At 39.1% G+C, this 19,771-nt stretch carries 14 protein-coding genes; 7 read left to right on the forward strand and 7 right to left on the reverse strand.

Annotation, left to right across the window (positions count from 1 at the left end; translation table 11 throughout):
- The 5 genes from ACINWC743_RS16250 to ACINWC743_RS16270 all read right to left on the reverse strand — a co-directional run.
- A partial coding sequence (locus ACINWC743_RS16250) for a GTP-binding protein (RefSeq protein ID WP_009586195.1) occupies positions 1-99 on the reverse strand: 99 nt, incomplete at its 3' end.
- 93 nt (positions 100-192) lie between these two features.
- Positions 193-2,328, reverse strand: coding sequence for an elongation factor G (fusA, locus tag ACINWC743_RS16255; protein ID WP_009586196.1), 2,136 nt, complete (start codon positions 2,326-2,328; stop codon positions 193-195).
- 187 nt (positions 2,329-2,515) lie between these two features.
- Positions 2,516-2,986 carry a 30S ribosomal protein S7 gene (gene rpsG / locus ACINWC743_RS16260; RefSeq protein ID WP_004655203.1) on the reverse strand — a complete coding sequence of 157 codons (471 nt, stop codon included), beginning with the start codon at positions 2,984-2,986 and terminating at the stop codon, positions 2,516-2,518.
- A gap of 178 nt (positions 2,987-3,164) precedes the next feature.
- Positions 3,165-3,539: a 30S ribosomal protein S12 gene (gene rpsL, locus ACINWC743_RS16265; RefSeq protein ID WP_002050319.1), complete on the reverse strand. Its 375-nt coding sequence runs from the start codon at positions 3,537-3,539 to the stop codon at positions 3,165-3,167.
- A gap of 147 nt (positions 3,540-3,686) precedes the next feature.
- Entirely contained in the window at positions 3,687-5,153 is a 1,467-nt protein-coding gene (locus tag ACINWC743_RS16270; RefSeq protein ID WP_009586194.1) for an EcsC family protein, read from the reverse strand.
- Between the two features lie 349 nt (positions 5,154-5,502).
- Between ACINWC743_RS16270 and ACINWC743_RS16275 the strand changes: the two genes are divergently transcribed.
- From ACINWC743_RS16275 to ACINWC743_RS16305, 7 genes are all read left to right on the forward strand, one after another.
- Positions 5,503-6,594: an ATP-binding protein gene (locus ACINWC743_RS16275; protein ID WP_009586188.1), complete on the forward strand. Its 1,092-nt coding sequence runs from the start codon at positions 5,503-5,505 to the stop codon at positions 6,592-6,594.
- Positions 6,594-9,200: a DUF5682 family protein gene (locus tag ACINWC743_RS16280; RefSeq protein ID WP_009586197.1), complete on the forward strand. Its 2,607-nt coding sequence runs from the start codon at positions 6,594-6,596 to the stop codon at positions 9,198-9,200. The genes ACINWC743_RS16275 and ACINWC743_RS16280 overlap by 1 nt, the downstream gene beginning before the upstream one ends.
- Positions 9,197-10,381 carry a VWA domain-containing protein gene (locus ACINWC743_RS16285; RefSeq protein WP_009586193.1) on the forward strand — a complete coding sequence of 395 codons (1,185 nt, stop codon included), beginning with the start codon at positions 9,197-9,199 and terminating at the stop codon, positions 10,379-10,381. Before ACINWC743_RS16280 ends, ACINWC743_RS16285 begins: the two co-directional genes overlap by 4 nt.
- On the forward strand, positions 10,378-12,510 hold the full coding sequence (locus tag ACINWC743_RS16290; protein ID WP_009586192.1) for a hypothetical protein: 2,133 nt from the start codon (positions 10,378-10,380) through the stop codon (positions 12,508-12,510). The genes ACINWC743_RS16285 and ACINWC743_RS16290 overlap by 4 nt, the downstream gene beginning before the upstream one ends.
- A gap of 114 nt (positions 12,511-12,624) precedes the next feature.
- Positions 12,625-16,464 carry a DUF4132 domain-containing protein gene (locus tag ACINWC743_RS16295; protein ID WP_009586189.1) on the forward strand — a complete coding sequence of 1,280 codons (3,840 nt, stop codon included), beginning with the start codon at positions 12,625-12,627 and terminating at the stop codon, positions 16,462-16,464.
- 284 nt (positions 16,465-16,748) lie between these two features.
- Complete coding sequence (locus ACINWC743_RS16300) at positions 16,749-17,981, forward strand: beta-ketoacyl synthase N-terminal-like domain-containing protein (RefSeq protein ID WP_009586190.1); 1,233 nt, start codon at positions 16,749-16,751, stop codon at positions 17,979-17,981.
- An 82-nt stretch (positions 17,982-18,063) separates the two neighbouring features.
- Positions 18,064-18,516 carry a CopD family protein gene (locus tag ACINWC743_RS16305; RefSeq protein ID WP_004830008.1) on the forward strand — a complete coding sequence of 151 codons (453 nt, stop codon included), beginning with the start codon at positions 18,064-18,066 and terminating at the stop codon, positions 18,514-18,516.
- A gap of 274 nt (positions 18,517-18,790) precedes the next feature.
- Here ACINWC743_RS16305 and ACINWC743_RS16310 read toward each other — a convergent pair whose 3' ends face one another.
- Together ACINWC743_RS16310 and ACINWC743_RS16315 are read right to left on the reverse strand one after the other, a co-directional pair.
- Complete coding sequence (locus ACINWC743_RS16310) at positions 18,791-19,375, reverse strand: hypothetical protein (RefSeq protein WP_009586191.1); 585 nt, start codon at positions 19,373-19,375, stop codon at positions 18,791-18,793.
- A gap of 2 nt (positions 19,376-19,377) precedes the next feature.
- Positions 19,378-19,771, reverse strand: a 394-nt coding sequence (locus ACINWC743_RS16315; protein WP_009586187.1) for a type VI immunity family protein, incomplete at its 5' end; no start/stop codon positions are given.

Genomic DNA, 19,771 nt, shown 5'->3' on the forward strand with positions numbered 1-19,771 from the left:
TGCAATTGCAGCAGTTAAAGTTGTTTTACCATGGTCAACGTGACCAATTGTACCCACGTTTACGTGTGGCTTATTACGTTCAAACTTAGCCTTAGCCATGAGAGCTTCCTTTTTTAACTACTCATGCAGGGTCACTGCATGAGCACTTGGTTTTTAACTATGAATTAGTTTGGGCTTATAGTAATCGAAAGATTACTCGTCGTCACCTTTTTTACCGCCAGACTGGAATTTAGAAATGATGCCTTCAGCCACGTTACGTGGAGTTTCAGCATATTTAGCAAATTCCATAGAGTATGTCGCACGACCTTGAGACATAGAACGCATTTGAGTCGCGTAACCAAACATCTCAGCAAGTGGAACTTCAGCACGAATTGCTTTAGTACCGCCAGGTAAGTCATCCATACCTTGAACCATACCACGACGACGGTTTAAGTCACCCATGATATCGCCCATGTAGTCTTCTGGAGTTTCTACTTCAACTTTCATGATCGGTTCAAGCAAGATCGGATCTGCTTTCATGAAACCATCACGGAATGCGTAAGAACCTGCCATTTTGAACGATAATTCGTCAGAGTCGACATCGTGGTAAGAACCGTCAAATAATGTCGCTTTGATACCCACAACAGGGTAACCAGCCAAGACACCATTCTTCATACGTTCTTGAATACCTTTGTCAACTGCACCGAAGAATTCTTTAGGTACAACACCACCAACAACTTCTTCAGCAAATTCGTATTCTTTACCAGCTTCAGGATCAAGCGGTTCTAAACGTACGTATACGTGACCGAACTTACCTTTACCACCAGTTTGACGAACGAATTTACCTTCTTGTTCAACAGACTTTTTGATTGTCTCACGGTAAGCAACCATTGGTTTACCAATGTTCGCTTCAACACCGAATTCACGTTTCATACGGTCAACGATGATGTCAAGGTGAAGCTCACCCATACCCGCAATAATTGTTTGACCAGATTCTTCGTCAGTGCGAACACGGAACGATGGATCTTCTTTCGCCAAACGACCTAAAGCAATCGACATTTTTTCTTGGTCAGCTTTAGTTTTTGGCTCAACTGCAAGTGCAATTACTGGCTCAGGGAATTCCATACGCTCAAGTGTGATGACATTTTTCTCATCACAAAGTGTATCACCTGTAGTTACGTCTTTAAGACCTACACACGCAGCGATATCACCCGCACGGATTTCTTCAACGTCTTGACGATCGTTTGCGTGCATTTGCACGATACGACCAATACGTTCACGTTTAGATTTAACTGGGTTATAAACAGAATCACCTTGTTTAAGAACACCAGAGTAAACACGTACGAATGTCAAGTTACCTACGAACTTGTCGTTCATGATTTTGAACGCCAACGCAGAGAATGGAGCTTCGTCAGATGCTTCACGAACAGCTTTAGTTTCAGCTTTATCGTCAAGTACACCTTCAATCGCTTTCACTTCTGTAGGTGATGGCAAGAATTCAATTACAGCATCCAACATACGTTGAACACCTTTGTTTTTAAACGCTGTACCACAAAGCATTGGTTGAATTTGACAAGCTAATGTTTGAACACGTAAACCAGAAACGATGTCTTCTTTATCAAGATCACCATTTTCAAGGTATTTGTCCATTAACTCTTCAGAAGCTTCAGCAGCAGCTTCAACCATGTTTGTACGCCATTCTTCAGCAGTCGCTTGAAGATCAGCTGGAATATCGCCGTATTCGAACTTCATACCTTGAGAAGCTTCGTCCCAAATGATCGCTTTCATTTCGATCAGGTCGATAACACCTTGGAAGTTTTCTTCAGCACCGATTGGAACAACGATAGGTACAGGATGTGCACCAAGACGTGTTTTCATTTGTTCAACAACACGGAAGAAGTTTGCACCTGTACGGTCCATCTTGTTCACGAATGCTAAACGAGGTACTTGGTACTTGTTCGCTTGACGCCATACAGTTTCAGACTGAGGTTGTACACCACCTACAGCACAGTAAACCATACAAGCACCGTCAAGAACACGCATAGAACGTTCAACTTCGATTGTGAAGTCTACGTGTCCCGGTGTATCAATTACGTTGATACGGTGTTCAGGGAACTGTTTACTCATACCTGACCAGAATGTAGTCGTAGCAGCTGAAGTGATTGTAATACCACGTTCTTGCTCTTGTTCCATCCAGTCCATTGTTGCTGCACCATCATGTACTTCACCAATTTTGTGAGATACACCTGTGTAGAACAAAATACGTTCTGTAGTCGTGGTTTTACCAGCATCAATGTGCGCAGAAATACCAATGTTACGATAACGAGAAATTGGGGTTTGACGAGCCATGATTTCTTGCATTCCTAAATTTTGTTGTTTAAAACAGGACGCATCAATGAAGCATTGATGCGTACGGATACTCAATACGTAATGGGCAACTTAAATACCCGCAAATCCCCCACTTTGGTAGAGGGCGATGTTAAATCGAGCTGCAATACGCATGAGTATTCTCCTGATAAGGGACTGTTTTAGCCGCTTAGAAGCGGTAGTGAGAGAAGGCTTTGTTAGCTTCAGCCATACGGTGCACATCTTCACGTTTTTTGATCGCTGCGCCTTTACCTTCAGCTGCATCAAGCAACTCACCAGCAAGACGTAACGCCATAGTTTTTTCAGAACGCTTAGCAGCAGCATCTACTAACCAACGCATAGCCAAGGCAGTACGACGGGATGGGCGTACTTCCATAGGTACTTGATAAGTAGCACCACCAACACGGCGTGCTTTTACTTCGACCATAGGACGAACTTTTTCAAGAGTAGTCTCAAAAAATTCAACTGGGTCAACTTTGTTTTTTTCTTGAACGCGGTCTAAAGCACCGTAAACGATACTTTCAGCAATAGACTTTTTACCATCTTGCATTACGTGGTTCATGAATTTAGCGATTGTTTGGCTACTGAACTTAGGATCCGGAAGGATTTCACGAGCAGCAACTACGCGACGTCTTGGCATTTTAATCTACCTATAAATATGACACTTCAGGTTTATCCAGCATGAGCACAAAGTGTCATGTGCTATTCGCTGGCCTTACTACACGTCGCTTGAATTTCACAAAATTAATGCAGAAATCAGACAAGCGAGACGATAAAGGATTGTGGTTCTATCGGCTTAAGAAGCGAATCTCGAAAGATTATTTCTTAGGACGTTTAGTACCGTATTTTGAACGAGACTGGTTACGATCTTTAACACCAGCACAGTCCAAAGAACCACGAACGGTATGGTAACGTACACCTGGTAAGTCTTTAACACGACCACCACGGATAAGAACAACACTGTGCTCTTGTAGGTTATGACCTTCACCACCGATATAGCTAGAAACTTCAAAACCTGAAGTTAAGCGAACACGGCAAACTTTACGCATTGCTGAGTTAGGTTTTTTAGGTGTAGTTGTATAAACACGTGTACAAACACCACGACGTTGTGGACAAGCCTTCAACGCAGGAACTTTTGATTTTTCAACCAAAGTTGTACGACCCTTACGGATCAACTGATTTGTTGTTGCCATATGGCAATTCTCCCGTTAATAAAAAGCCTCAAAAAATTACCACTTTTTGAGGGCATGCAATTGTAAGCCAAGATGTAAAAATGGTCAATATTCAACGTACTGTCAAATATTGACCATTTCGAACTTTGCAGATAAAACCAAGCAAACTTAGTCTGGCTTATTTTCTGATTTTTTATCAGTAGCTTCTGCGTTTTTTTCAGTGCCTTTTACTGTATTTTCAGCATTAACTTTCGGTTTGGCTGGTGTACGTTTTTTTGTTACAGTTTTTGCGGCTGTCGTTGCCTTTACCGCAGAAGTTGAAGTAGCTGTAGCTGGCTTTTTCTGTACATTGCGGCGAGGTTTTGCCGTGATCGATTTTTCATCCAACTGTTCAGACGTGTTTTTTCCAATATGCGTATCAGCTAACTTTTGAATACCCTGCTCAACTTTTTCTACAGGATTTGAAACAACATCTTCCTCATTAGGTTTTTCTTTCACTTCAACTTGAGTAATGGTTTTGTTCTCAATTTGTGCGTCTGTTTTCTCTGGATTACTCTTTTGCGATGAATCCGCTAAAAGTAATGGATTGGCATCAGACAGCAACTGAGTAAACTGCTCATAAGCCTCTAAAGTATCGATTGTTTGATCAGGGTGCTGAAGCAAATATTGACGTGCTCCTGAAAAAACGATTTGAGCTTGCGCTGTGGCATCATCCACCAATTTCCAACTATATACAGCGCTGATTCCCATCGTGGCTAAAGGTGTTAAACGCGTCAACAGATTAAACTGTGGAAGATTATTCATCCATGATAATTTAAATGAACCATCTTCATTGGCAATCCATTTTTTTAACAGCTCAGCATCATTTGCTGAACCTAATAATTGCTGGAGTTGATTGACATTATGGGTTTGCAAAACACCCGAAAATGTTCGAATTGCCGCAATTAATGCCTGCTTTTCAGCGACAGTCCCAAGGTCAATCTGTTTAAAAATATATTCTACAACGGTATGGTCTTTAGCCTGTAACTCAAAACCATATGCTCGCCCAGTATGGTAAACACTGCGTAGCGCCAGAGCCAAGGAAGTTGGTACATCAATAATCGTACCAACGCCTCCAACCGCACCTGTCAATGTACCCTGAATTGCGGCAATAATCTTATTTTGATTCGCTAATGCAGTACTGATCCGTCGTGAACGTTCAGTATCTTGACTAAGTTCTGCTAGATTTTTTGCACCAACCTCTTTTAATACGGACTCAACAGAGGTCAACTCAGAGACAAAATCATTGAGTTTATCGAAAAGGAAATCTGACAGTTTTTCATTTAAGTCTGGGGAAATAAATGAAGCAACATGATTAATTTTTTTTGAATGTTTTCCCAACAGTTTACCAGTTACATTGGGTAAATGCTCACGCATCATTTGCTGAGGATTTTCATATTTTTTTCGCTCAAAAGCATTTTTTTCTTGGGCTGTACCTTGAACAACTGAGTCTGCTTGAGGGCTTTGTGTAAGCTTACTGACTGTTCCTGGCGCGACATGCTGAAGCACATTTAAACCCGTTTCACTGAGTTTTTTTGCTACACCAAAAGCATTTGAAATAAGTCCGCTTGAATGTTTTTTATTGGAATTTACCATCTGCATCCTCTGTAACTATGTTTATATTACTAATACTAAGACATATACCCTGAGTCTGCTGACAAATCATCTACGATGGAATCAGCAACACCCCCTGTACATTAATGTACCGAATCATTCACCAATACAATTACTATTTCATAAAATTTCAGTACAGATCAGTATACGATACAATTATAAACAATCCGAAGGCTACTCGATGGCGATAAAATCAATATATTTTCTTATAAACAATAATATTAACAAATAGATGTCACAATTTGTCGCGAACAACAATTGAACGGGTGGTGATCTTGGCTTTTGCCAGCTATGATAGTTTTATTCCTTCAAATATATTTACTCAATGATTATGAAACAGAATTTACAGAATCAAATTAAATACAGTTCTGAACAAAAATATCAAGCAGAACTTGAACGTTTAAAAGAACAGGATCAACACAGAAAACCAGCAGGTTGGCAACTTTCAGCGTATGCGGTTCGTTCATTTATTTTAGGTGATCACAAACTTGATATTCAAAAAAAGTTTTATGGCGATGATGCCCTTGTTGACCGTGCCTTAGTCACATTGATGGGAAATCAAGGGCTGATGCTGGTAGGTGAACCGGGGACGGCTAAATCCATGCTTTCAGAACTGTTCAGTGCAGCCATCTCTGGAAACTCTCATCTCACCATACAAGGAACTGCGGGTACAACCGAAGACCACATTAAATACTCATGGAACTATGCCCTGCTATTGTCAGAAGGTCCTACTGAAAAATCACTGATTCCATCCCCCTTATTTCACGCCATGAAAAATGGTCAAATTGCACGGTTTGAAGAAATCACCCGTTGCCCACCAGAAATTCAAGATGTTTTGGTGTCATTACTTTCAGAAAAACAAATGATGATTCCAGAAATGGGACAAGATTTTAACTTAGCTGCGACACAGGGTTTTAATATCATTGCCACAGCCAACTTACGTGATCGTGGTGTACATGAGATGTCAGCCGCATTAAAGCGCCGCTTTAATTTTGAAACCGTCAAAGCGATTCGTGACCGAAAGTTTGAAATTGAACTGGTTGGATTGCAGCTGAAACAGCAGCTTGCAGAACTTTATCAAGAAATTCAAATACGCCCAGAAATCATTGAGCTATTAGTCACTATTTTCAATGAATTAAGAACAGGGCAAAGTCTACAAGGTGCAAGCTTGAAAACACCAGATGCGGTCATGTCTACAGCCGAAGCTGTAAATATCGCCCATGCCGCAGGACTTCAAGCCATCTATCTAAGTGACGGTATTTTAAAAGCAGAGCATATTGCACAACAGTTGGTTGGGGTTGTCTTTAAAGATAATCCAGATGATGCCAAACGCTTGCGTTATTATCTGGACACAGTAGTAAAAGAACGGGCACGTAAAGATGCCGATTGGAAAAGTTTTTATGAAGCCAGTCGAGAGTTTTAATGATGCAACTACTGGACCCAATCACAGTCATTGATGAAATGCCCGCTCGATTAAAACAGGCATTTCACCTTAAACAACAATTGGCACAGCAAAATGTATTCTTTGCACCTATTCGCCATCATAGTCCAGCGTGTGCTTTTGCTTTAAAACAATACATCAATGAAATCAAACCCACACATATATTGATTGAAGCGCCAACCAGTTTTGAGTTCTTGATCCAAAGCTTACAAGACCAAGCCACCGAACCTCCGATTGCGATCTTCGCGCAAGCACAATCTCATCACAACGGTTCCCCGTCTCGCGCACAACAGGATGAACAACATCAAGCCAATCAATCTCAACCTGAGTTTTTTTCTGCCTATTTCCCTTTTTGTGAATATTCACCAGAATGGGTGGCGATTCAAGCGGCAAAACAACAACATGCAGAAGTTAAGTTTATTGACTTGGATTGGACTCAGCAAAGCATTTTAAAAAGTCAGCAAAAGGATGCTGACTGGCAACAAAAAAGTTTGATGTCTGAACGATATTTTGCACATAGCCAATATATTCAAAAACTTGCTGAAAGCATGCATTGTCGAAATCATGACGAACTATGGGATCATTTATTTGAACTACAAAACGCCAGTCAACTACAACAGGCGCAACGTTTTTTTGATGATGTGTTTGTGTGGTGCTCATTGGCACGTTTGGATTATGAACGAGAGGTACTTTTACGAGAAGCCTCTTTACACCGTGAAGACGTGATGTGGAATTGTATCCAAAAGGTGATGGACCCCGAACACAAAGTTTTAGTGGTGACAGGCGGGTTCCATAGTATTGCCTTAATTGAAAATTTGAGTGATACCGCTCAGGCTGAACGCTTTATTGTTCAAAACTCAACTCAAAAGTGGCAAGAACAAGCATGGCTGATTCGTTATAGTTTTGATCGTCTTGATGCCCTGAATGGTTATGCTTCTGGCATGCCATCACCAGCCTACTATCAACACCACTGGCAAAACTTAAATACTCAGCCCCCCCCAACACCAACAGATCAACAACAAGATTTTTTTCAGTATTTAAATGAATTGTGCCATTTTTTAAATCAACAAAATGCGCTTGATATCACCCCATATATAGCACTTAAAAATACTGCGGAAATCGCATGGCAATTGGCGGTACTGCGTGGACACAATCAACCTAGCCGTTATGATCTACTCGATGCATTACAATCTGCACTGATTAAAGGTGAAATGGATGATGGGCAACAACACTTATTTACCCATATCTTTCAATTTTTAAGTGGACAACAACTTGGCAAAGTTGCGCAGAATCAACATAGTCCAGCCTTACTTCAAAATACCTATCAACAAATTAAGACTTACCGTTTTAATCTCAATGACACTATTTTACGTCATCGAAAACTCGATATTTATCGTAAACCATTGCATCAAGAAATCAGTCAATACTTACATTTATTGGAATTTGTCGGCTGTAATTTTGCACAACGTATTTCAGGACCTGATTTTGTGCAAGGGGCAAGCTTGGACCTTCTATTCGAGGAATGGCGTTATGCATGGACCCCTAGTGTTGAGGCACGCTTAATTGAACTGGCTGAAATGGGCAATCAGCTTGAACAGATTGCTTTGATTAAAATGCGCAAGTTGCAGCAAGAAAATGAACAACAGGGTATGGGGCAATCTGCATTTGAAACTGCTAAGTTATTGGCTCTCGCCTGCCGTTTGGGATTGAAACAGCATTTAAAACTGTTGAATCAGCAACTCGATGGATATCTTGAAAGCGATCAAAACTTGGCTTCAGTAATTGGCGCAGCACAACAACTCTACTATTTATGGCATGGTCGCAATCTACTCAAGCTTCCAGAACAAATGCTATTAAAAAGTTTAAGCTTTGCGGTCTATCAAGCCTGTTTTTTACTTGATCAACTTTATGATACCCATGAAGAAAAAATTGAACAAAATCTGAAAAACCTGAAAACTTTACATGAATTGATTTTAAATATTCGACAGCAGAAGATGCAGCTTGAACATCATGTATTTAAAACGCAAGACTTCGATTTATTGAGTTTGATGTATGAACAGATTGATCTAACAAAACTGGATGAATTCCATCTCAATGCATTGAAAGGTGCACTGCATACTTTACAGTTTTTAGATCATCAAATCGAGCAACAGCAGCTTCAACAATACTTACAACTGGCGTTTGCCGCAGGCAGTTCTCCTGAAGATTCGGTGCAGTATTTACATGGCATGTTTTTTATTGCACCAGAAATCTTTGTACAATCAAAAGTAGCAATTGATGCATTACATCAATTGGTCAGCCATTGGACTGAAGATACTTTTATTCAGATTTTGCCTGATTTACGCTATATCTTTAGTCAACTCACGCCTAAACAAAGTACACAAGTGTCTAAACTTATCGCCCAAATCACAGGGCTTGGAAATGACACCATTCTGGATCAGGTATTGAGTCATATCAGTGAGCAAGATGTATTACAAGGCGTTCAACTGAATCAGCAACTTTATAAAATATTTGCATATGACCATTTAGAACACTGGGTAGCAAACTCAAAACAACACTTGTCTGAACAACAAGGAGCAAACTCATGAGCCAATTGCCTCCTGAACAAAATCAACATGACAACTCAGACAGCCATGTTTCGCTTGATGCAATGGATCAAGCACGTCGCTGGCGTCTGATGTTGGGTCGTTACGCGGATCAAAATTTATCTGCTGCCACTTTATCGAGTGAACAATTAAAGCTTGAACGCAATCTCGACTATCTTTATCAAAATGAATATAAACGTCGTGGAATCCAACAAGGTAAAAACCGCCATGGTGGTTTAGAAGCCTCTCAGTTAAATGCGATTAACTGGCTGAATCAAAGTCGCAAGCTTTTTCCAAAATCCACTTTTGAACGTATGCAAAAGCAAGCGATTGAACGTTATGAATTAACCGAGTTGTTTAAGAACCCCGAACATGTACGGCAGCTTGAAGCTAATCCTGCTGTAGCCAAAGCTTTACTCAGTATGCGTGGTCGTTTAAGCAATGAGATGAAAGCGGCTATTCGAGAGCTGATTCAAAAGGTGGTTGAGGAATTACTACAAAAAATTCGTACACAATTTTTACAATCCTTTCAGGGTCGTCGTAATCGTTTCAAACGTTCACATCTAAAACAGGCACAAAATTTTGACTGGAAACGCACCATTCAGTCCAATCTGAAAAACTACCAGCCTGACTTACAAAAACTAATTATTCAAACGCCTTATTTTAATGCCCGTGTACAAAAGCATTTGCCTTGGGAAATTGTTCTCTGCGTTGACCAAAGTGGTTCGATGATGGATTCCATCATGTATGCGGCAATATGTGCCAGTATTTTAGCTGCGCTGCCTGCGGTAAACATCAGTCTGGTTCTGTTTGATACTCAAATTGTTGATCTTAGTCATTTGGCTCATGATCCTGTTGAAGTTCTACTCACCATGCAACTTGGAGGAGGAACAAATATTGGGCAGGCTTTACAATATTGTCAAAAGAAAATCAAACAGCCTCATCGCAGTATTTTAGTTTTAATCAGCGATTTTGAAGAAGGTGCATCTGTTCAACAGATGCTCAACACCACCAGTCAACTCAACCAGCAAGGTTGTAAATTACTTGGACTTGCAGCACTCGATCAGGCTGCTAATCCTGTTTATGACAGTAATATGGCACAAAAACTCCAAGAACGTGGCATGCAAATCGCCGCAATGACACCTGAACATTTAGCGACTTGGTTTGCAGAGGTAATGCAATGAGTTGGCAGATATACACGCAATATGATGAAGATAGTCTGATCATGCACAGTAATGCAGGCTTATTAAGACGAGCACGAAAAGCGCTCAATGACGTTGAATTACTTCAACACAGTGATGAACAACTACTTTTTAAAGTTGAAGAATGTGAGGTTCTATTACCGATAAAAGGAATCACTCAGGCGCAATGTAATTGCCCTGCCCAAGGGTGTTGCAAACATATTTTAAGCAGTATTTTATGGGTTCAAGAAAACGTCGCTCAATTTTCAACAAATCAGCTTGTATTGGAAAATACGACTGAAAGTACAACTCTGCAACAAAGCTCCAATACATCCGTTACCTCTGAGCACGCCACAGCATCTGCAAAAGAACAACTCTTGGACTTTGATCCAAACAAAATTCAAAAGCAGGCAGGTAAAACCAATATTCGTTTAGCTTATGAATTTATTCAAAATTGGTTAGCACAACCCGAACAATGTCAGATTGACATTCAAACCAATAAAATTTCTTTTCAAACAGATTTAAGCCCTGATCCTGTTCTACTCTACCCTGCAACTGGATTTGAAGGCATCTTGTCAGAAATCAATCACAAACAAAAAATTGCGGGGCATTTAGCATGCGTCGCTTATTTCTTTTTGCAATATGCACCAGAAAAATGGCAATGGTCGATTGACTTAAACGAACAACAAAACAATCCAAACCAACAACTTGCTTTGGATGATCGTGAGTTCATCGAAGAACTTAAAACAATTTGTCAGAACTTTATTCAACACGGTTTATCTCATCTTGCCAAAGAAAACGTTATGTCACTGCATATTTTAAATATGCAGGCACGCGCCCAAAACCTTCCTCGCCTAGGCAGTTTATTACGTACACTACATGGCACTATGCGCCAATTTTTAGAGGACGATATACAGGTTGATGAACAACAGATTTATAATCAATTGGCACATCTATATGCCTATCTGACCGCACTTTCAGAAATTGAATCCTTAAATCCAGAGTTTCAAACTGAGGCCTTAACCAAACTTCGCGGTGTGATAAAACGTGATTATCAAAATGAAACGATTGCTCATTTGATTCCACTGGGTTGTGAATGGTGGAGTACCGACAGCGGTGCGCATGGTTTAACGGTGTGTTTTTGGGATGTGTCTGAACAACAACTCAAAGAAGTCACTCAAGCTAGAGCCAATCATTTAGACCGCACTTTTGATATGCATAGTGCAGCTAACACAGGTATTTGGGGAAGCTCTTTAAGCTTTTTACTTCAACACCAACTTGAACTGACCCATGCAAAATCAAGTTCAGATACTCAGCTCAGTGCAAGCACGGATACCCGTTTTTTACAGAAAGGCTCATTCAATGAGCTGACCATTTCTGACTTAGACCAGATGAATATCGGCGTATCTGAATGGCAAACTTTACAAGAGATGTTTGTCCCACATTCAAGTCTAGAACAACTCAAATCACGTTATGTTCTGTTGCGCCATCGCAGTATCAATGCACCTGAACTTAACGAGCTTGAACAATATTTTGAATATCGCGTGACAGACCAACAAGACATTGCGTTGAAATTAGTGATTCCAATCGAAGCAGAATATCGTGTTCGAATTAAACATCTTACCCATCTTATCCAAAATGAAAAAATCCTTGCAACCTTGGTGCGTGTTGAAACAACACAACAACAGCTGCAATTCATTCCATGTAGTGTGATTTGGCAATCCTCCAAAGGATTAAAAATTTTTAGTCTTGACTATGACCATCCAATACAAAAGAAAAGTAGTTTGGCTGAACTCATCACAGGACGAATTGAAAAGCTTCTGGAACAGAAAAAACAATGGCAAAAGCAACAACATCTGTCTGCTTTAGAGGTGTTGGTTTTAGAAACACAAACATTGCTTGAGTTTTATGCCAATACAGGTCGTTCTCAATTTGATCGTGATGATCAAGATAAACTCAATGAGCTTGCCCAACAATTTGCAGATTTAGGTTTAAGTTTTATTCGCAACACATTACAAATGGGTTCTACTCAAGACGCTCTTGCAACGCAACTTTTAAAATGGCGACATGTTTTATTACAACTACAACGTTTAAATCAAAGAATCGTTTTAGAAGGACAAGTTACGTCGTGATAAATTAGTCCTGGTATTTAAATTGATGATATTTTTCTATAATTTTGCTGAACAACCTAGCGAAGTATTAAAGACTATAGAAAAGCAACACGCAGTTGCTCAAAAGGAATGTATATGTTAAATCAACTTTTTTCAAAAATAGAGTCTATGTTTTCGAAGCCTGAAGATAAAAGCATTCAAGCACAACAGGCAAACTCATCTACAGCTGAAGATATTGACAAATATAATGAGAACCTCAAAAGTAAAGTAGAAAAGCTTTATCATATTTTTAGCCCTTTGGCTGTCATTGAAGAACAACTTGATCAGCATGTAGTTTTATTTATTTTGGAAGGTGAAAACCCTGAAATTCTCATCAAACTACAACAGTACACCGATGAAAAAGCGTTACTTTTATTGGGCAAGCCTGGCACTTATAGCTGGTATTGGCCTCAAAATAGTCAAGCACTAGATAAAAAACAAAACAAGCTTGCTGATGCAGCATTAAAACTACGCCGTCGTTATTATGGCGAGATTTTTGATGAATTAAACGCTGATCAAATTACCCGTTTTGCCAAAGTGCTCGAAGCCGCCACCAAGCAAAAAAATTTCACCAATATTTATGAAAAGGTACCTTCTTGGTTTATCTACCTTACCGTAGATGCATTTATCACTGCATTTGACAGCCAGCATTTTAGTGAAACTGATCCAAATAAATTATTAAAGCAAAATTGGACACAACAAAAACTGGTCGATTTACTTGAAAATGAACAGCAAGGTTTAGGGCAAGAGCTGTTAGCTTATTTATTTGAGCGTCAAAATATAGACAGTTACCATGCCAACAAATTAGAAAAATTATTGCTCTTAAAAGACACCAAAGAATTTATTATTGAACGCCTAGAACAATTAAAAAACATTATTCCCAATCTAAGCATTATCGGACAGGAAAACTTTTTAGATTATATTGTTAAACAACCTTCTCTAATCAAACAGGTACCTGACTTAATTGTAAAACTCGCGATAGGTAAGTCTAAAACGATCCGTACCAAGGCAACCAGTTTGCTGAGCAATCTCAATGCTGAAGATAGTCAAAAATATTTACAGCACAGTTTACTGGAAGGTTCTAGCCAAGAACGTGGCTTTTCAGCAGATTTATTGGCGCGTTTAGGTGCAGACAATCTTGCTATTTTAGAACAAGCTTTTGAGCAAGAAAAGCAAAAGTCCGTACAACAAATCCTACAAATGGCAATTCAACGCTTAAGATCCGTTGACAGTGCACAACTTCAAGAAAATATTGAAACACCTGAGTTTAAGCCCTTTATCGAACAAAAAATCCCGCAGAGTTTTTCAGAGGTTATTTTAGAAAATTATCAGCAAATTTTAGCAAAAGCTGAACAAAATGCGCTTGATGAGATTGAAGAAAATAAAACTGCCAACTACAAGCGCAATTGGGCACAAGACCATTTAAAACAATTGAAGAAGATCAGTCGAGAGAGTTTATTGGCACTTGTGGATCAATTAAATGGTGATGCACCATTTAAAAATTTTCACAATGTTGAAAATATTATTACCTATAAAAACAAATATAAAAAATATCCTGAGTTTTCGATAATCCACGCTGCTCGAATTGTTTCTACACGAAATCGAGACTGGATCTATTGGCCAAACTTATTTGAAATGCTACGTCCAGAGGAATATGCTCAATATGAGTTGCGTCACATTGTCCAAGCTTTAGAGGCAGCTAAATTTTTCAGTCCTCAACGTAAAGTTGCTAAAGGTATTTTATCGTCATCATCTTATTATGAAAGTTTGCAGGATTATATTTACGACGCAGATAAAATTTGGCCATTCTTTGCTGAGAATCAACAATACTTAACAGAAGCTTTAGGGCTTTCCCCATCACTCGAAAAAAATGAATATCAAAGCTTTACCCCATCTGATGCAATTTTTGTGTTGAAATGCTTCCCGTCATTGCCAACTCAATTTATTCCACGTTTATTGGAATTTGCCTTAGGTGAAAACAAACGACTGCGTTATGAAGCTCAAGAAACCTTGCAACACCTTCCTGATATCCATCAGCGTGCGATTGAAGCGCTAGACTCAGGTAAACAAGAGATTCGAATCACAGCAATTGAATGGCTCGCACGATTACAAAATCAAGATGCAGTCAAGCCACTAAACGCTTTATTGAAAAAAGAGAAAAAAGAAATTGTACGTGCTGCACTATTAACCGCTCTAGAAAAATTAGGGCAAGATATTAGCGCCTATCTCAAACCAGAAGTATTACTCAAAGAAGCAGAAGACGGACTCAAAGGAAAACTATCGGCAAGTTTTACTTGGTTTGATTTTGAAACACTGCCAAAAGTGAAATGGAAAAATGGCAAAGCTGTCGATCCTAAGATCATCAAATGGTGGGTGATTTTGGCTGAAAAACTGAAAGAACCAAAAGCCAATGAATTATTACAGCGGTACATGGGCTTAGTTGATGAAAAAGACCAAGTTCAATTGGCAAACCATTTATTACACAGTTTTATTCATCAAGATACTTTGCAGACACCACTTGATGAAGCAACACAATACGCAACGAAAGAAGCGCCTAGTCGCTTAAGCTCTTATCGCGATGCCTATAAACGCTACGGTGAGAAATATCCTGAGTATTATGCCAAATACGCGACCATCACTTTAGAAGAGGTGATTGAAGAAATTAAGCGTGAACGTTTAGGGCTCTATCTGGGTTCTGCAATCAAGAGTAAAGGTATGCTTTCACTCACCGCTAATGCACAAGGAAGTTTTGCAGTCAAACAACTCCAAAACTATATGAAACAGCACTACCCGCGTCGCTCGCAAATTGAAGCAATGATCAGTGCATTGTCCATCAGCAATGATCCTTTGATTATCCAGCTATTGCTTGCACTTTCTCGCCGTTATCGTACTGCTTCAGTACAATCCCTTGCGAATGCTTTAGTCGCCGAGATCGCAGAACGCAATCAATGGACCAGCGATGAGCTTGCTGATCGTACCATTCCAACTGCTGGCTTAGACGAAAATGGTGTATTACAACTACAATATGGCTCACGTAACTTTACAGCAATTGTGGATGATAAAGACAAATTCATTTTAAAGAATGAAGAAGGAAAAGAAGTTAAAGCCTTGCCTGCTGCACGGCAAAATGATGATGAAAGCTTAATCAAAGAGGCTAAATCACTATTCAGCACCAGTAAAAAAGAATTTAAACAAGTGGTTGATATGCAAACAGGTCGTTTGTATGAGGCGATGTGCAGTGAACGTCAGTGGAATGTTGCTGAATGGCAAGAATACATCTTTGAACATCCAATTATGCGTCGCTTGATTCAACGTCTAACTTGGCTTGAAATTAAAAGCAACGGTGATAAAGTCAGTTTTAGACCGAGTGATGACGGTGCACTATTGAATTTGGATGATGATGAAATTGAACTCAGTCCTGAAAGTAAGATTCAAATTTCACATGCGGTTTTAGTTGGTAAAGAAGAAGCCCAAGCTTGGATTGCACACTTCAAAGACTATAAAGTGAAGTTTTTATTTGAACAAATGACTCATCATTTACCTCAATTTGAAGATGATAATGTCACAGAGATCAGTGATCATAAAGGTTGGCTAACTGATACATTTACCTTGCGTGGTGTAGTGACCAAGTTGGGATATCAGCGTGCCAGTATTGAAGATGGTGGCTCATTTGACCGATATACCAAGCCTTATAAACAACTGGGAATCGATGTCGAAATTACCTTCAGTGGCAGTTATGTTCCTGAAGAGAACATTCCAGCAGTGTTATATGAATTGGCATTTAGTAAAAAAGCCAGTCGCTCTTGGAACAATAATGAACTCCCAATCAAAGAGATCCCACCTATTTTACTGGCAGAAAGCTACGCGGATTATTTAAAAGTCGCTGCAGCAACATCTGGTTTTGATCCAGAGTGGGAAAAGAAAACTCCGTGGTAAGCCATATTTCTTTAAAGTTGATTTAAGAAACCACCAATCAAAACCATCTATAATGACTTGTTGTTATGGATGGTTTTGCCTAATTGATGTAAATTCTCATGATTCATTAAAACGCTAAACCACACTATAAAATCTTGGATTTTCAATCAATTAAACAACATTTAATCCTTGGAGTTAATCGTGTAAATGACGCCTAAGAATCAGTATCTTTCGCCATTGAACTGAAAAACTAAACGCGTTTAAATGTGACCATTCATTCTGTATTCTAAAATAAAGGACTTTGCATGAACCGTCGTGTTGTGATCACTGGTATGGGTATTAACTCATGTATCGGTAATACATTGGAAGCTGTTAAGCATTCTTTGGAAAATGGTATTTCAGGAACACGTCATAATTCAACCTACGAAGAACTTAATTTTAAAAGTCATGTCAGTGCTGCAGCTGAACAAGATTTTGATGGTATTGACCGTAAGCTGAAACGCTTTATGGGTGTTTGTGCCATGTATGCGTATAATTCAGCGCTTGCAGCTGTTGAACATGCAGGTTTAACTCCTGAACAAATCGGTGGTAATCCTCGTTATGGTATTGCAGGAGGCTCAGGTGGTAACTCAACTGCTTCTGTCGCAGAAATGGTTAAGCTCTTAGAAGAAAAAGGTGCACGTAAAATCGGACCTTTCTTTGTACCGCGCAATATGTCAAACACAATCACCGCCAATGTCGGTGTTGCATTCAAACTACAAGGTGTTGCACATTCCATTACCAGCGCTTGTGCAACTTCTGCTGATGCCATTGGTTATGCTTACAACCTGATCCAATTGGGTAAACAAGATTTAATGCTTGCCGGTGGTGGTGAAGAAGATCACTGGTCACAAAGTTTATTGTTTGATGCAATGGGCGCACTTTGTTCTAAATACAATGAAACGCCTGAAACAGCTTCTCGTCCATACTCAGCTGACCGTGATGGTTTTGTTATCGCTGGCGGTGGTGGTTTCGTTGTACTTGAATCACTTGAACATGCCCAAGCTCGTGGTGCAAATATCCTTGCTGAAGTTGTTGCTTATGCGGCGAACTCTGACGGCGCGGATATGGTTGCACCATCAGGTGAAGGTGCAACACGTTGTATCCTTATGGCACTTGAAGAAGCTAAACAACATGGTGTAGACAAGATTGACTATGTCAATACTCATGGTACTTCCACTCCTGCTGGTGATGTAACAGAATTATTGGCTATGGGACGTGCGTTCGGTGAAGGCAATGTACCTCCACTCAGCTCAACCAAATCTATGACAGGTCATAGCTTAGGTGCTGCTGGTGTTCAAGAAGCAATTTACTCTGTATTGATGATGCAAAACGACTTTATCGCACCAAACATCAATGTGACTGAACTTGATGAAGGTGCAAAAGGTTATGACATCGTACTTGAAAAACGTGACGCAAAATTGAATACTGTGATGAGTAACAGTTTCGGTTTTGGCGGTGTAAATGCTTGTCTCATTTTCAAAAAATGGGAAGGCTAATTTAAGCAATTCTGATCATTCATGGTTTATCTATACTGTGAATGATCAAGTTTTCGCACACTGCCCTTAAAAGGGTAAATTGATGGATGCTCCTTCTGAAGCTTTCCTTTGGGTTAAAGCTTTACATATCATAGCAGTCGTGTGCTGGTTTGCTGCATTGTTCTACCTCCCTCGTTTATACGTTTACCATGCAATGAGTGAGGATACAGTCAGTCATCAACGTTTCGAAATTATGGAACGTAAGTTGTATCGTGGCATCATGTGGCCATCGATGATTGCAACATTGATTACCGCTCATTTTTTAGTGGATTGGGGTGATGCCACACGCCACTACCATGAAGCATTATGGTTTTATCTCAAAGTTGGCTTGGTTGGTCTGTTGGTGATTTACCACTTTGTTTGTGGTTATTACCGTAAAAAACTGATTGGCAACGCCCATTATAAATCACACAAGTTTTGGCGGTTTTTTAATGAGATGCCGACATTAATTTTATTTGCTGTGATTATTTTGGTGGTGGTTAAACCTACGTTTTAGTCTCAAAACTATATTTGCCTCACATTCACTTAACTGATTGGCATGTTTTTATATTCCATGAAGTAAATCTATGAAAGGTAATTTTATTGTGTTAAAGAATAGCCTCTTCAAATATAAAGGGGCTTTTTAAATTCCAATCTATACGTTTATCTAACCATGCTTAGCTTTTGAACGTTGCACACGATTAATCAATAAATCCATAAAATTTACTTTTTTACCAACCTAATCAACTGGTATAGAAAAATGAAAACGCTTGGTCTATTTCCTCTTTCGATTAATTCCAAACAGCATTCCTTAAATAAACATAAAGTGCTTTATCTAGCTCTCTAAATAAAGACTCAGCATCAACTTTTTCACCTAAAAGCTCAATAATATCATCTTTATAATTAACCCTTTGTCCAAAAGGTCTCTTACCATCAGTGTATGGTAAAGGTAAGGGATACCCCTTAAAGAAAAAATCAACAAGACCATCATTGATCTTCATATCGCACCATATAAGTAGTTTAAGCAGTTCTATGTGGTGTTCTGTTAAATCAAATACTTCATTTTCCTTATAAACATAGCGATTAGCTAAACACGATGAAGCTGCAAACCATGTGGGAAAAGCACATAAAGCTTCACTCATGATTTTTTTTAGCTCATTAGAATTTTTAGATTTCTTTAAAATCTTAGATATTTCATCAAAACGAGGTAAATATACCGCTAAAGCACCATTTTCAATATTTAACCATGCAACATGTAAATTTTGAATAACAAGTATATGCTCTTGTGTTAAGGGAATATTTTCTTGTTCATAAGCATCTTTAACATTATATTTTCGAGGAATAATAGTTTTTATAAAATCTAAAATAACTTTCATTTTTAATTCCAATCTATACGTTTATCTAAAAAAGCATACTGACTATTTAATTTAGGCTCGTCTTGTAACTTTGCAAAATATTCGAGCTTTTGATCATCTTCTATATCAAAACGAGCTAACCAGTGATTGGCTAAATAGCCTTTAATCAGTGGAATTTCATCTGTTGAATAATTACCACGATGTAAATCACCTATTTTTTCAACACGTAAAGGCTTTAACACCCTATTTAACAAAACATAAGGCGCGGGTAAGGGATCACTTTCAACAGAGCCCATTAAAGGTAAAGTCCCTGCTTGTATCACAACACCTGTACCGTAGTCATAGCCAATAAACCAATTCATCGGTAGTTCACTGTTTAATGCTTCTTCTTCCTTGATCGAATTAAACCATTCGTAA

This window comes from Acinetobacter sp. WC-743, from assembly GCF_000335555.1.
Classification (GTDB): Bacteria; Pseudomonadota; Gammaproteobacteria; order Pseudomonadales; family Moraxellaceae; genus Acinetobacter; species Acinetobacter bereziniae.

Excerpts from the sequence above, each read along its gene's own strand:
- fusA (WP_009586196.1), bottom strand. The coding sequence starts at position 2,328 with ATGGCTCGTCAAACCCCAATTTCTCGTTATCGTAACATTGGTATTTCT.
- rpsG (WP_004655203.1), bottom strand. The coding sequence starts at position 2,986 with ATGCCAAGACGTCGCGTAGTTGCTGCTCGTGAAATCCTTCCGGATCCT.
- rpsL (WP_002050319.1), bottom strand. The coding sequence starts at position 3,539 with ATGGCAACAACAAATCAGTTGATCCGTAAGGGTCGTACAACTTTGGTT.
- ACINWC743_RS16270 (WP_009586194.1), bottom strand. The coding sequence starts at position 5,153 with ATGGTAAATTCCAATAAAAAACATTCAAGCGGACTTATTTCAAATGCT.
- ACINWC743_RS16275 (WP_009586188.1), top strand. The coding sequence starts at position 5,503 with ATGAAACAGAATTTACAGAATCAAATTAAATACAGTTCTGAACAAAAA.
- ACINWC743_RS16280 (WP_009586197.1), top strand. The coding sequence starts at position 6,594 with ATGATGCAACTACTGGACCCAATCACAGTCATTGATGAAATGCCCGCT.
- ACINWC743_RS16285 (WP_009586193.1), top strand. The coding sequence starts at position 9,197 with ATGAGCCAATTGCCTCCTGAACAAAATCAACATGACAACTCAGACAGC.
- ACINWC743_RS16290 (WP_009586192.1), top strand. The coding sequence starts at position 10,378 with ATGAGTTGGCAGATATACACGCAATATGATGAAGATAGTCTGATCATG.
- ACINWC743_RS16295 (WP_009586189.1), top strand. The coding sequence starts at position 12,625 with ATGTTAAATCAACTTTTTTCAAAAATAGAGTCTATGTTTTCGAAGCCT.
- ACINWC743_RS16300 (WP_009586190.1), top strand. The coding sequence starts at position 16,749 with ATGAACCGTCGTGTTGTGATCACTGGTATGGGTATTAACTCATGTATC.
- ACINWC743_RS16305 (WP_004830008.1), top strand. The coding sequence starts at position 18,064 with ATGGATGCTCCTTCTGAAGCTTTCCTTTGGGTTAAAGCTTTACATATC.
- ACINWC743_RS16310 (WP_009586191.1), bottom strand. The coding sequence starts at position 19,375 with ATGAAAGTTATTTTAGATTTTATAAAAACTATTATTCCTCGAAAATAT.